The sequence below is a fragment of the Nitrospira sp. Ecomares 2.1 genome (assembly GCF_965152585.1).
On the sequence record NZ_OZ224219.1, the window covers coordinates 2,497,953 to 2,511,751 of the forward strand.

General features: G+C 48.2%; 11 protein-coding genes. 6 read left to right on the forward strand and 5 right to left on the reverse strand.

All coding sequences use genetic code 11. The features are described 5' to 3' along the window. Window positions 1–12 precede the first annotated feature (12 nt). The 6 genes from ACWHYD_RS10935 to ACWHYD_RS10960 all read left to right on the forward strand — a co-directional run bounded on the left by ACWHYD_RS10935 (window position 13) and on the right by ACWHYD_RS10960 (window position 6,329). Complete coding sequence (locus ACWHYD_RS10935; protein ID WP_447962071.1) at window positions 13–837, forward strand: biotin--[acetyl-CoA-carboxylase] ligase; 825 nt, start codon at window positions 13–15, stop codon at window positions 835–837. A 41-nt stretch (window positions 838–878) separates the two neighbouring features. Beyond that, window positions 879–1,655: a type III pantothenate kinase gene (locus tag ACWHYD_RS10940; protein ID WP_447962072.1), complete on the forward strand. Its 777-nt coding sequence runs from the start codon at window positions 879–881 to the stop codon at window positions 1,653–1,655. A 112-nt stretch (window positions 1,656–1,767) separates the two neighbouring features. Beyond that, window positions 1,768–2,430: a nucleotide exchange factor GrpE gene (gene grpE / locus ACWHYD_RS10945; protein ID WP_447962073.1), complete on the forward strand. Its 663-nt coding sequence runs from the start codon at window positions 1,768–1,770 to the stop codon at window positions 2,428–2,430. Next, the gene (gene dnaK / locus ACWHYD_RS10950) at window positions 2,427–4,358 is read left to right on the forward strand and encodes a molecular chaperone DnaK (RefSeq protein WP_447962074.1); all 1,932 of its coding nucleotides are present in this window, start codon (window positions 2,427–2,429) and stop codon (window positions 4,356–4,358) included. The genes grpE and dnaK overlap by 4 nt, the downstream gene beginning before the upstream one ends. Before the next feature lie 72 nt (window positions 4,359–4,430). After that, the gene (dnaJ, locus tag ACWHYD_RS10955) at window positions 4,431–5,555 is read left to right on the forward strand and encodes a molecular chaperone DnaJ (protein ID WP_447962075.1); all 1,125 of its coding nucleotides are present in this window, start codon (window positions 4,431–4,433) and stop codon (window positions 5,553–5,555) included. 39 nt (window positions 5,556–5,594) lie between these two features. Beyond that, a complete protein-coding gene (locus ACWHYD_RS10960) occupies window positions 5,595–6,329 on the forward strand; it encodes an RsmE family RNA methyltransferase (protein ID WP_447962076.1) in 735 nt (244 codons plus the stop codon). Window positions 6,330–6,353: 24 nt separating this feature from the next. Here ACWHYD_RS10960 and ACWHYD_RS10965 read toward each other — a convergent pair whose 3' ends face one another. The 5 genes from ACWHYD_RS10965 to alaS all read right to left on the reverse strand — a co-directional run bounded on the left by ACWHYD_RS10965 (window position 6,354) and on the right by alaS (window position 13,788). After that, window positions 6,354–7,328: a WD40/YVTN/BNR-like repeat-containing protein gene (locus tag ACWHYD_RS10965; RefSeq protein WP_447962077.1), complete on the reverse strand. Its 975-nt coding sequence runs from the start codon at window positions 7,326–7,328 to the stop codon at window positions 6,354–6,356. Between the two features lie 61 nt (window positions 7,329–7,389). After that, on the reverse strand, window positions 7,390–9,045 hold the full coding sequence (locus ACWHYD_RS10970) for an IPT/TIG domain-containing protein (RefSeq protein WP_447962078.1): 1,656 nt from the start codon (window positions 9,043–9,045) through the stop codon (window positions 7,390–7,392). Window positions 9,046–9,540: 495 nt separating this feature from the next. Further along, entirely contained in the window at window positions 9,541–10,017 is a 477-nt protein-coding gene (locus ACWHYD_RS10975) for a RidA family protein (RefSeq protein WP_447962079.1), read from the reverse strand. A gap of 20 nt (window positions 10,018–10,037) precedes the next feature. Then, window positions 10,038–11,045: an endolytic transglycosylase MltG gene (mltG, locus tag ACWHYD_RS10980; RefSeq protein ID WP_447962080.1), complete on the reverse strand. Its 1,008-nt coding sequence runs from the start codon at window positions 11,043–11,045 to the stop codon at window positions 10,038–10,040. An 82-nt stretch (window positions 11,046–11,127) separates the two neighbouring features. Beyond that, complete coding sequence (alaS, locus tag ACWHYD_RS10985) at window positions 11,128–13,788, reverse strand: alanine--tRNA ligase (RefSeq protein ID WP_447962081.1); 2,661 nt, start codon at window positions 13,786–13,788, stop codon at window positions 11,128–11,130. Window positions 13,789–13,799 lie beyond the last annotated feature (11 nt).

Genomic DNA, 13,799 nt, shown 5'->3' on the forward strand with positions numbered 1-13,799 from the left:
ACTGTCGCATCTGTGTTATCCGCCCAAAAACTAGCCCGACTTCTTCCTTTAAAAAAAATTGGCGAGGCCCTTTATATTTTTGACGAGTTAGCTTCAACCAATGCATTTGCCATTGAAAGGGCCAGGGACCAGGCACTGTCTGGAACCGTCGTTCTGGCCGACAGACAAACCTCGGGGCGAGGTCGATTAGACCGGTTATGGTTTTCCCCAGGCAAGTCCAATATTTACGGATCTCTCCTTTTGGTTCCTGAAACAACTATTCAATATTTAGGATGGATTCCCCACATGGCCGGCGTGGCCATTGCCCAGGCACTTGAACAACAGACAGGAATTCGTATCGATCTTAAGTGGCCCAATGACTTATTAATAGGAGGACGTAAACTTGGTGGCGTGTTATGTGATTCCTTTCGGAATGCAGGACACCAGACATGCGTCGTGATCGGATTCGGGATTAACGTTAACCTCTCTCAATCCGAATTCCCCTCAGAACTCCAAACCAGTGCGACTTCCCTTCATATCCACTGCCATTGCCCTCTGGATAGAGAAGCTCTGATCACCAAAGTGATCACATCCTTGGAAGAAAATTGGGAAAACCTGAGGTCCAATGGTCCCCAATCTTTACTTGAAGAATACAACCATTGGTGTATTACCATTGGACACACGATTCAGGTTCAGTTCCCTGATGGAAGCCAACTACAGGGACTGGCCCATTCCATAGGAGAACATGGCCAACTCCGAGTCATCCCCTCCCCTTCCGATCCAAACGAACAATCGTCTAGGATGCGAGATATTCATTCAGGGGAAATCCTTCATCTACGCACAACCGCCCAACAATGACCCATCTCTGAAGGATGGCTCAAGAGAAATGGCAATTTTTTATGCTTTTAGCCATCGACATTGGTAACTCACAAATTGTGTGTGGCATTTTTCAGGGCAGCACGCTGATCTCACACTGGCGCTTATCCACCGACCATTCCAAGACCCCTGATGAATACAGCATAGTTCTTCGCTCCCTCCTTCAATTTCATAAAATCCTGCCGGAAGCCATTTCAGGCTGTATAGTCACGAGTGTGGTCCCCCCACTCACGCATATTTTTGACATGTTGGCCCAATCCTTACTTGGACAACAACCCCTTATGGTCACGAGCGCATGTCCTCATGGGCTCATCCTTCAATACAGTAATCCCGATGAAATTGGGACAGACCGTCTCGTCAATGCGGCTGCGGCCTTTGCCCGCTATCGACGATATCTGATCATTGTGGACTTTGGGACCGCCACCACATTCTGTATCGTCACCCAACTTGGCGAGTACCTAGGCGGAACCATTGCCCCTGGCTTAAAAAGCGCAGCAGATACCCTTCACACTAAAACAGCAAAGCTTCCCAAAGTTGATCTGGCTATCCCGGCCTCCGTAATTGGCAAAGACACAACCTCCAGTATGCAGGCAGGAATTATGTATGGATATGCTGGTTTGGTTGATGAAATCGTGAGGAGAATACAACATGAAATTGGAGATTCCCCGCTTGTCATTGCAACAGGTGGACTGGCTCAGACGATTGTTCCAATTTCTCGGACTATTCAGGAAGTTAGACCAAACCTTACATTAGAGGGTTTAAAGCTCCTCTATGATCGCATGACTCCTTCCTGTGGATAACTTTTCTCCCTATTTTCTATTGTTTTCTTTATACCAAAAATCATAAGAAATTTAAGAGGATGGGTTGACTTGCCAGAGGAAGTGACTATCTAACTTCGATAAGCAGCTTGAAATGTCTCTCTCTTCATATTGGTCATTCATGACGCAACAAACGGGAAAAGGTAAATCCATGTCTTCCACAGATGAAACAACTGAAGAAGTGACTGCAGAAGAAGTCGGTCCTCAAGAAGATCCAACGGAGGACACAACAGGAAATACTTCGGAATGTGGCGAAACGCCAGAAGAAGAACTCCAAATCTCCCAAGATAAATATTTGCGTCTGGCTGCAGAGTTTGAAAACTACAAACGTCGGGCGCAACGGGATCAAAGCGATTCGATACGATTTGGCAATGAATCATTACTGAAAAATTTGCTTCCTATTATAGACAATCTTGAGCGAGCTATTCAGTGCGCGAAAGATACAGGAACCAGCGGGCCATTACTGGAAGGGGTAGAGCTTACCCACAAACAATTCCTGGAGACCGTGGGTAAAGTTGGCGTTCGACAACTACGTACCACGGGAAATTCATTTGATCCTGCTATTCACCAAGCAGTGACCCAGGTGGAATCCGAAGGCGTGGATCCAAATACTGTCATTGAAGAATTTCAAAAAGGATATTTATTGCACGATCGCATCTTACGCCCGGCTATGGTAAGCGTAGCGAAAGAAAAATCAGAACTGACACAACCATGTTCTACGGAAGAATCTGGTGAAGAGGGAGGAATACAGGTATGAGCAAAATTATTGGGATTGACCTAGGAACAACAAATTCTTGCGTTGCTGTGATGAGTGGGGGAGATCCTACTGTCATCGCCAATTCGGAAGGCGCACGGACCACACCATCGGTCGTGGCCCTGACGGACAAAGACGAACGATTAGTCGGACAGATTGCCAAACGGCAAGCCATTACCAACCCAGAAAACACTATTTATTCGGTAAAGCGCCTTATGGGGAGAAAGCATTCCTCTCCTGAAGTCAAAAATGCAGCAAACCGGCTTTCCTATAAAACAGCGGAAGGTTCTAATGGCGATGCCCACGTCACCATTCGAGGAAAAAGCTATAGCCCAGCAGAAGTTTCAGCCATGATCCTTCAAAAAATGAAGCAAACGGCTGAAGATTATTTAGGGGAAAAGGTGACAGATGCTGTCATAACGGTTCCCGCCTATTTTGATGATAGCCAACGGCAAGCCACCAAGGATGCAGGAAAGATTGCAGGCTTAAATGTCTTGCGCATCATTAATGAACCGACGGCAGCGTCACTCGCCTATGGGCTCGATAAGAAAAAAGATGAACGTATTGCCGTCTACGACCTGGGTGGCGGAACCTTTGACGTTTCAATTCTAGAAATTGGAGAAGGGGTCTTCGAAGTCAAGTCCACTAATGGTGACACCTTTTTGGGCGGAGACGACTTTGATCTTCGTGTGATGGATTGGCTGGTTGAAGAATTCAAAAAAGACCAGGGAATCGATTTACGGAATGATCGAATGGCCCTTCAACGACTGAAAGAAGCGGCCGAACGGGCAAAGATCGAGCTTTCCTCCTCCCAAGAAACCGAAATAAATCTGCCCTTCATTACCGCCGATGCCAGTGGACCAAAACACTTGGTGCTTAAGCTCACCAGATCAAAATACGAGCAACTGGTGAATGATTTAATTGAGCGAACTATGGAACCCTGCAAAAAAGCCCTTGCCGATGCTGATATGACCACCAGCGACATCAATGAAATCGTCCTGGTGGGTGGGATGACTCGGATGCCAAAAGTCATTGAACGAGTCAAGCAATTTTTTGGGAAAGAACCTCATCGTGGAGTGAATCCTGATGAAGTGGTCGCAATCGGTGCAGCAATTCAAGGTGGAGTACTGAAAGGCGACGTCAAAGATGTCCTGTTGTTAGATGTCACACCACTTTCGCTCGGCATTGAAACACTAGGCGGAATCTTCACGAAACTCATCGAACGCAATACCACGATACCCACCAAAAAAAGCCAAATTTTTTCCACCGCAGCCGACAACCAAACCGCCGTGACCATCAGAGTCTTCCAAGGTGAGCGGGAGATGGCCAATGATAATAAGCTATTGGGACAGTTTGATTTAGTGGGGCTTCCTATGGCTCCAAGAGGCGTTCCCCAAGTTGAAGTCACCTTTGACATTGACGCAAATGGAATTGTGCATGTCTCAGCCAAAGATATGGCGACACAGAAAGAACAATCAATCAAGATCACGGCTTCGAGTGGATTAAGTAAGGAAGAAGTTGAGCGTCTCGTTAAGGAAGCTCAAAGTCATACCGAAGAGGACAAAAAGAAGCGAGAATTGGTTGAAGTCAAAAACCAGGCCGATACTCTTATTTATAGTACCGAAAAGAATTTAAGCGAACATGGAGACAAGATTGAGGAATCGGAAAAGTCTAATATCACCGAGGCAGTGGATGCACTCCGTAAAGCCATGGAGGAGACCGACCTGGAAGCGATAAAAACCGCCATGCAAAACCTCACCACAGCTTCGCATAAATTAGCTGAAGAAATGTACAAGAAAGCCTCTACTGACGCCTCGTCAGGTGGGACCGGACCGGAGGACGGCCCTGGACCATCCGGTGGCGAAAGTCCCGGCAATGAGGAAAAAGTTGTGGATGCCGAATTTGAAGAAGTTGATAAAGGCAAGAATTAAAAATTCTTCAAGCAGACTGATGTGCATGCTTAAACATTACGGCCAAATTTTTCCATCCTTTGGACAACACTGATGGCACAGACCGGAAAACGAGATTATTACGAAATTCTCGGGGTGGACCGCAATGCCTCGGAAGAAGAAATTAAAAAAGGCTTTAGAAAGCTGGCCAGGCAACATCACCCGGATTTGCATGCCGACCCCAATCACAAAAAAACAGCGGAAGAAAAGTTCAAAGAAGCCGGAGAGGCTTATGAAGTGCTCAGCGATCCAGATCGCCGAAAAAAATATGACATGTTCGGACATGCAGCCGCCGGGCAAGGAGGTGGAGCCGACGGGTTCGGGTTTGGAGGAGGCGGCTTCGGAGATGTGTTTGGGGATATTTTTGAAGATTTCTTTGGTGGTGGCAGAGGACAAAATCGAGCCGAACAAGGCAATGATCTTCAATATAATCTAGAAATATCTTTTGAAGAGGCCATCAATGGCAAGGAAGCCAAACTCAAAATTCCTCGTTGGGAAGTCTGTGAAACCTGCCATGGAACCGGTGCGAAATCCGATCAGGCCGTCAAACCCTGTTCTGCATGCCGTGGAGCTGGACAAATTCGTCTGCAACAGGGGTTTTTCACCATCAATCGAACCTGTGGGCAATGCCAAGGATCAGGACAAGTCATTGCGGACCCATGCAAAACCTGTAGAGGGCAAAGACGCGTTCACAAGGAACGGCTCTTGGCGGTGACCATTCCAGCTGGGGTCGAAACCGGCATGAGACTTCGCCTTTCCCACGAAGGGGAGCATGGGATGAATGGCGGACCCCCCGGTGACTTGTATGTGGCACTTAGTGTACGGCCCCATCCACACTTTCAACGAAAAGGCCAAGAGATCCTTTATGACTTACGCTTGGATTTCGTCACAGCGACTCTTGGAGGAAAAGTTGAAGTCCCAACATTAAATGGAACCACCATGGTGAAGATCCCCGGAGGAACCCAACATGATCAAATTCTCCGCCTCAAAGGATTGGGGGCCCCTGGGCTTAAATCCCAATCTCGTGGTGATCAACTGATTCGGACTAAAATAGAAATTCCTACTAAACTGACTCCAAAGCAACACGAACTCCTTACCGCGTATGCGGAGGAGTGCGGAATTTCTACGGACACACAAGGAGAAGGCCTGTTCGATAAAGTCAAGAATATGTTCGATTAACCTTCCTCTCATCTTTTCTCCCCATTACGTCTAGAACATATGCCAGTTTATTTCATCCATTCAACCCAGGTTGAGGATGAAAGGGTCATAATTGGCAACCCTTTATTCACCCATCTGTCAAAAAGTTTACGAACGAGACCAGGAGACCGGCTGATTCTCAATGATGATCGAGGTCGACGGTACCAGACAACAATCCATCAGATAACCAAACAGGCTATTTACGCCAATGTTCTAAGCATTCAAGAATCCTCACCCTCTTCCACTCCCCCCATTACCTTGGCACAAGCTCTTTTAAAAGGAGAGAAAATGGCCTGGGTTATCCAAAAAGCAACGGAACTCGGAGTCCATACGCTTGCGCCACTCGTGACAGAGAGGATCATTCCTCGAGTGTCTCCAGTACACGCACCCAAGTTCCAGGAAAGATGGGAACGCATTGCTTTGGAAGCAGCGCAACAAAGTGAGCGATGGAACGTGCCGACGATACTTCCCATTCAGACATTTCAGGAATTTTTACAGCGGGAAAATGGAGGGATACTAATCATGTTAGCTGAGCGGCGGGAGGACATTTCGCTATCCAAAATACTCTTACCACCGGAAATTCAAGGCGGAATCACCCTGTTCATCGGCCCGGAAGGCGGTTGGACGAAAGAAGAACGACAAGCGGCTCAATCTCTAAATGTAGTTTTTGCCACCTTAGGTAAGGGAATTTTGCGAGCAGAAACTGCCAGCCTGGCTTCATTGGCCATTCTCCAGGCCAGACTCAATTATCTTTGATGCCCGCGCCGGACAAGTCCACAATTAGGGTCGTGGTGACGCGGTTTCAAAATGAATTATTGTCCCATGGTCTCCCACGGCAAAACCATGAGAAAGATCAGGAAATGATTGAGCATATAGGGTTTCAGAGTTTAGTGGCTCAATTTCCTGCCAGGTAAATCCAGCGTCTTGAGTCTCCAAGATTGTCCCACGCTCACCAACAATTCGACCAACCAGTGAATTCAAAAACTGTATATTGACCAAATCAGCGGGCTTAATGCATGGACTTCCACAGGGTCGAGTGTGATCCACCCATACCTCCCCACCATTCAACGTTTGGAAGATGGCTCCCTGCGTCCCAACAGCCCATCCCGACACATTATCCGTAAACACAATATCAAAGAATGTTGCGGGATTATTGGTGGATTGGAGCCCCCAACTCTTTCCCCCATCAGTAGTGGCCAATATGACACCAAGAGCACCCACGGCCCACCCCCGTTTTTCATTCAGAAAATGGACGCCGAAGAGATCTGCCGTCGTACCACTGACTTGATCGGCCCAGCTCTCTCCCCCGTCTTCCGTGTGCAGAATTACCCCACGGGAACCAACCACCCACCCATGATCGGTTGTGAGGAAATCAGCCGCGTAAAGAGTTCCATTTGTCCCACTATCTTGTGGAATCCACTGTTTTCCACCGTCGACAGTATGCAACACTGTTCCGTTTTGTCCAAGAATCCATCCGTGCATCGCATCCGCAAAGGTCACCGCAGTCAATAAGGCGTTAGTCCGGCGTGGGTTCGACTTCCATGAGGCTCCGCCATCATCGGTATGGAGTACGGTCCCACCTGCTCCAACAACCCATCCCTTACTGGCGGTCAGGAAATGCACACCAAGAAACGTCACCTTGGTAGGACTTGATTGCAGGGAAAGAGCAGAGGGAGGCGATTGAGGAAAGGCTGGCTGAAGATTTACAAAAAAGCCTAAACTTGCAAAAACTCCCAACGCACACAGGCTTTTCACCTTTTGATTCCACGCATGGCAAGTTTTCATAAAATCATTGTTCCAAATCCAAATTATGCCATTAGTCATTACTGCGTTCGCCATTTTTTTCATTCCAATAACCCTTGTTAGGAAGGCCTCTTTGCAAAATCGTAAATGGCCCCGCAACGATCGAAATATACTTTTTAGGTGTACAACATTCTCCGGAATCCAGCATATCCCATGAACCCCGTTTAAGAATCAGTTCTCCTTTGCTCAGATCAGCCTCAAAACCTTTTGGATTTCCAAAACCATAGGACGGACGGCGAGGGACACGGATCGTGATCTCGGTATCGGTCCAAGTCTCGATGTGCGTGGCAACTCCATTCACCAATACCTCACTACGAGACACATCTTGCCCTAGCTCGTAGATTTTCCAGTCATGAGCATACTGGTTGAGCGATAAGCGAGTCGCTTCTGAAATTTTAAGGAATTCACCGAATCCTTTGCCCGTAATAGTCACGACCTCATCCAAACCGGCCTCTTTCGGAGAGTAGGAATGAATTTCCGGCTGAACAACAGTAAAAGTTCCGGCTTTTAGCGTCACAATCTCTTGTTGTTCACAACAGGTGCCATCAGTTTTAGGGATGGCTCCTCCGCGCTTTACAATCACCGGTCCACTTTTCGCGCTGTAGGGCACCCAGACATCGATTTGTTCATCAAGCCATCGGTGAATGACAGCAGGCACTCCCCCAATTTCCACCCCATTGCCCCCGGAAAGGAAATCAAAGGCATAGGCAGTGCTGCCGGCTTCTGAATATAATCCAAAATTTTTTCCCTTTATCGTCACAAGCGTCCCAATTGGTCCTTGAGCAGGATTCATCCCTGATACCTGACTGTCCAATACGGTAAAAGTTCCAATCTCTCGCTCCTTTCCTTCCCGTTGAAGCATCAGGAAACCTGATTGAGCATTTAACGGCACATGAGCCACGATGGTTCGATCAGACCATTGCGCAATGATCGCAGGCTTTCCCCCAAAAAATATTCGTCCATCTTCAGGGCGGCTTTCCCCAAATCCCTGACCGGACAATACGACCTTACTCCCGATCGGACCCTCAGTAGGATCAAAGGCAATAGGAGGAATCACCGTCAAATGGACGGCATTACTGACCGCATACTCGACAGGAGCACAGCACGAACCATCCGGTAATGGGTCGCTTGAGGCCAAACGCACTTCTACATCTCCAGTCTTAGCATTGGCCGGAATGAGAACTTCAATTTTGGTAGGACGCCACCGTCGAACCTCTGCGCGAATCCCATTGATTATCACTTGATTGACCCCGAACATGGTATTGGGATCACGAGATCCGGCAGTGTTGCCGAAGTGTTCACCAACAATCGTGAGCAAGGAACCCGCTTCGGCTTGTGAAGGATTCAAGCTGGAAATACGAACATCGGTGACGGAAAAAATTCCGGCTTCCCGTTTCGCTGAACCGTTTATAACCATCACCGGGCCGGAACGAGCCTGCAAAGGAACCTTGACCAGAATAAAATCAGGTTCCCAGGATTGAATGAGCGCCGAGGCACCCTGAAATTCTACTCGGTTAGCCTGAGTATTTCGGAATTCTCCAAATCCTTCCCCACTAATCGTCACTGTTGTGCCGGGAGGACCATCGGAAGGGAACATTTCAGCATGGGCTATGGATGAAAAAAGAAGAAAACCTAAAGCGACGCTCATGAGACTTCGAACTCGTTTCATAAGTACCAGACCTTGCTTAGAGATTCTAAAAATAAATTAGGTATGAACAATGGACTTCTTCATTCAAATCGAACCGGGAAGAGAAGCCAACCCAACTTCGTGGCTACCAACACAGGGGATGGAACCAAGTCAGAGCGGTTGCCCAAAAGACTATATCAAGCGATCTTTTCAGGCGTCAATTTTGTAGATCCGCTCAGGGAGAAAGATCAACATTCACACTTATATCATAAGATTTTTATGAAAATTCTTCGTTCGCCAGGCCCATCAGAGACCAATTGGGTAAGGGAAAAAGTCTCACACCACATTTAAATTTTTTCTACCATTTCAAAATGAATTTTCAGATAGGACAACCGCAAAGGAGGAAAACCTAACAATTTCAAAAAGCGAGCCAAAGCAAAGGGTGAAATTTCAAATGAGATTGCTACAGGATCAGGAGGGGTGATTCCTGACGAAAAGCATAGGCGGGCTTTGAACTTGTTAAAAGATGAATACGTTTTAAGGACCGGCTTTTGGGGGAAACACTTGAACGATCAATTCAAGTTCAATTGGAGCATGAAGAGGTAATTCGAAAGCCCCAAGGGCCAATCTGGCATGACGCCCGGTATCTCCAAACAGTTTGACTAACAAATCCGAAGCCCCATTAATCACCGTAGGCTGATCTACAAAACCTTCAACAGACGCCACATGCCCCGTGAGACGAACCACCTGATTGAGACACGAAAAATCTCCCATCATCTCCTGGAGAATGGCCAAGCCATTTAGCATGGCTAATTGAGCGGCGGCAGCCCCTTCCTTGACCGTCAATTCCCGCCCTAGTTTTCCAGGTTGTTCAATTTTCCCGTCACGGAAAGGCAGCACACCACTCACAAAGATTAAATCTCCTGCCTGACGAGCCGGGACATATGACCCGACAGGACAAGGGGCTTCTGGAAGCGTTAATCCTAGTCGGCTCAATGTTTCATGAATACCCATAAAATGACACAATCCCCCACTTACGATGCACGCTTACCGATCAATCGTCGTTGATAGATATCCACCGCTTTATTATGGTCCGCTAACGTGACAGAAAATTGATGACTCCCATCGTTCCGCGACACAAAATACACAAAATCAGTCTGAGTCGGATAGAGCGCCGCATGAATGGCCGCCAAACCCGGATTGGCAATGGGTCCAGGAGGAAGGCCGCGTACCTTGTAGGTGTTGTAGGGACTATCGACCGACAAATCGGTCTTCCGAATATTTCCATCAAATGATTCGAGAGCGTAGATAACGGTGGGATCGCTCTGTAAAGGAATACCTAGCCGGAGGCGATTATGAAATACCCCGGAAACCAATGGTCGTTCGGCTGCCAGCCCCGTTTCCTTTTCCACCACGGAGGCTAGTGTCAACACCTCCTGAAGGGTCATCCCCATGGCCGTTGTCCGAGCTTTGAGTTCTGGAGTCAGAACATCATGAAACCGGTTCACAAATGTTCGAATGATCGTCTCTGGTGGAGTAAAGCGAGAAAAATGATAGGTATCAGGAAAGAGATAGCCCTCCAGGGTTGGCGCATGAACATTCAGACTTTGAATAAATACCGGGTCACGACTTAATCGAAAAATATCCTGCTTCAAAGCAAGACGTTTGTAATCAAGGATGTCCGCAATTTGTGCCACGGTAAACCCTTCGGGAATAGTGATGGCATATTGATACACTTTACCTTTCACAAGCTTATTCAGTAATTCAGTTGGTTGCATTCCCGCATCCAGTTCATATTCGCCAGGAATAATATTTCGATCAACCCGTTGCACTCGCCCCAAAAAAGTGAAAAACCATCCTGATTTAATAAGGTGATGTTGATCGAGAATGTCGGAAACCTGTGTAAATGGAGTACCCGGTGGGATTTCGACGAGAACTGGCTGAGCTGGTCCACCAACGGGTTGATTCAGCCACATAAATCCAACCATGACCAGAACTACACCCGATAAGAGGCTTACTATTCTCCGGCGAACAAGGATCACGTCACGACGCCCTCTTTCCTACTGCTCCCGGTCGGTTCATGAGGGGGGGGACATTTCAAGCACACCATTTTGCTGAAGGAGTTTACTCCTCCGTCAAGGCACCTATCTGTGAGGCAACATAGTCATAGACGCTCTGCAACGCCACATCTAACTGTTCGGGTTGATTTCCACCCGCCTGAGCCATATCCGGTCGGCCGCCTCCAGAACCTCCAACGAGTTGAGCCACATGTTGAGCCACTTTCCCCGCAGGAATTTTGTGAGTCTGGTCTTTGCCCACAATGACCAACAACGAAACCTTTCCCTCTTTAACCGATCCCAGAACCAAAAGACCAGAAGGCACTTTGTGGCGGAGCTTATCGGAAAAGATTCGCAATTCCTGAATAGTCAGGCCATCAATCCGCTGGATAAGGATCGGCATCCCACCGATATTCCGAATTAAGGTTTCCTGACCAGCACCTTGCTGATCAAGCAATTTTTGTTTCGTGCGCTCTAGTTCCCGCTCAGTTTCACGAAGAGTTCCAACGAGTTTCTTGGCTTTTTCAACGACCTCATTTGGACCGGCTTTCAACACAGCGCCCAATTCTCTCCATTCGGCTTCCTGATGCTGAGTCTGAAGCACCGCTCCTTCCCCTGTGAGTGCCTCTATGCGCCGGACGCCTGCCGCAATTCCTCCTTCGGATAGGATGCGAAACAGGCCGACATCTCCGGTTCGAACGCAATGCGTTCCCCCGCATAATTCCTGACTAATAGACCCCATTTCTACGACCCGAACCCGCTCACCATACTTATCACCAAAGAAAGCCAACGCTCCACGACTCAGAGCATCCTGAATTCCCATTTCTTCAACCATAACAGGCAGGTTTTGACGGATTTGTTCGTTCACCAGTCCTTCGATTTCTTCAATATTTCTGGGAGTCAATCCTTTAAAATGCGAAAAATCAAACCGCAATCGATTTGGGGCTACCAAAGACCCATGTTGCTTCACATGGGGACCTAAAATTTCCCGCAAGGCAGCATGAAGAAGATGAGTCGCCGTATGGTTTCTCGCCGCATTCTGCCTCAATTGACCCTGTACCGTCGCGATGAGAACATCGCCAACATGGACAGATCCTTCGATGACACGGCCCTTATGGAGAAACCACCCCTTCGCCAGCTTAGTGGTATCCTCAACGGCGATTCTTGCCGACGGACCCACCAACGCGCCTTGATCCCCGACCTGTCCACCCCCTTCGGGATAAAATGGAGTCGCATCCAAGATACACTCCACCGTCTCACCTTGCTTAGCCTCCTTGATGACATGCTCATCCTGCACCAGAGCAAGGAGCCTCCCCCTGCCTTCCTGTTGGGCATAACCCACAAATTGCGTTAAAGGAAACTGTTCAAGAGCACTCACCAATGCGCTTCGAGAGTCCCCCTGGCTAAACCTCGCAGTTTTCCTGGCTCGATCACGTTGCGCCTCTAGTGCCTGTTGATAACCGTCATGGTCGATGGCTAGCCCTTCTTCCCGGGCAGCATCTTCCACCAAATCAAGCGGGAACCCGTACGTATCATACAACTTAAAGACCGCTTCCCCATCTAAGATTTGGCTCCCCTTTTGCTTCGCCTCCGTCAGGATTTGATTAAGAAGAGGCAATGCCTGTTCTAACGTTCCAATAAAGCGCGCTTCCTCACCCTGGACAATCTCGCAAACCGTATCTTTCATTGAACGAAGGTCCGGATAGACCGAATCCATGCGATCAACCACGGAAGGCACAAGGTCATATAAAAATTCCCGCTCCATGCCCAATAATCGACCATGCCGGGAGGCTCGACGCATGATCCGTCGCAAAACATAGCCACGCCCCTCATTCGACGGCAACACGCCATCAGTGATTAAAAATGTCATCGCCCGCAGATGGTCCGCAATGACTCGCATCGACCGATCAGCCGCCAAGGAAGCACCATACTCCTGGCTAGTGGCTTTCCCTATTCTTTCCAAAATAGGAAGAAACACGTCGCTATCATAATTTGAGGATACTCCTTGAGTCACCGCAGCTAACCGCTCCAACCCCATCCCCGTATCAATGCTGGGCTTCGGGAGAGGATGAAGAGTACCAGCCAGATCCCGATCAAATTGCATAAACACCAAATTCCAAATTTCGAGATATCGGTCGCAGTCACACCCAACGGCGCATGTCGGTCGACCACAACCGAATGCCTCTCCCTGATCAATGAGGATTTCGCTACAAGGACCACAGGGACCCGTCTCCCCCATTTGCCAAAAATTATCCTTTTCACCCAGACGAACAAGACGACTCTCTGAGATGCCCATTCGTGTGTGCCAAAGGTCATAGGCTTCCTGATCATCACGAAACACCGTCACCCACATTCGGTCCGCCGGCAATCCGGCAATCTGAGTGAGAAACTCCCACCCAAACGCAATCGCCTCTTCTTTAAAATAATCTCCAAAGGAAAAATTGCCCAGCATTTCAAAAAAGGTGTGATGGCGGCGGGTAAATCCCACATTTTCCAAATCATTGTGCTTACCCCCGGCCCGCATACATTTTTGAATGGAGACGGCCCGGCTATACGGTCGAGATTCCTCGCCCAAGAACACACCTTTAAATTGATTCATGCCCGCATTAGTAAACAAGAGAGTAGGATCTGCTTGTGGAATCAGCGGCCCGCTGGGAACCACGGTGTGCCCACGGGTCGAAAAATAGCTGACAAACGCCTGTCGAAGTTCAAGTGATGTTGCAATCATATCATTGGGTT

Coding starts and splice junctions, on each gene's coding strand:
- ACWHYD_RS10940 (WP_447962072.1), top strand. CDS start 879: ATGCTTTTAGCCATCGACATTGGTAACTCACAAATTGTGTGTGGCATT.
- grpE (WP_447962073.1), top strand. CDS start 1,768: ATGTCTCTCTCTTCATATTGGTCATTCATGACGCAACAAACGGGAAAA.
- dnaK (WP_447962074.1), top strand. CDS start 2,427: ATGAGCAAAATTATTGGGATTGACCTAGGAACAACAAATTCTTGCGTT.
- dnaJ (WP_447962075.1), top strand. CDS start 4,431: ATGGCACAGACCGGAAAACGAGATTATTACGAAATTCTCGGGGTGGAC.
- ACWHYD_RS10960 (WP_447962076.1), top strand. CDS start 5,595: ATGCCAGTTTATTTCATCCATTCAACCCAGGTTGAGGATGAAAGGGTC.
- ACWHYD_RS10970 (WP_447962078.1), bottom strand. CDS start 9,045: ATGAAACGAGTTCGAAGTCTCATGAGCGTCGCTTTAGGTTTTCTTCTT.
- ACWHYD_RS10975 (WP_447962079.1), bottom strand. CDS start 10,017: ATGGGTATTCATGAAACATTGAGCCGACTAGGATTAACGCTTCCAGAA.
- alaS (WP_447962081.1), bottom strand. CDS start 13,788: ATGATTGCAACATCACTTGAACTTCGACAGGCGTTTGTCAGCTATTTT.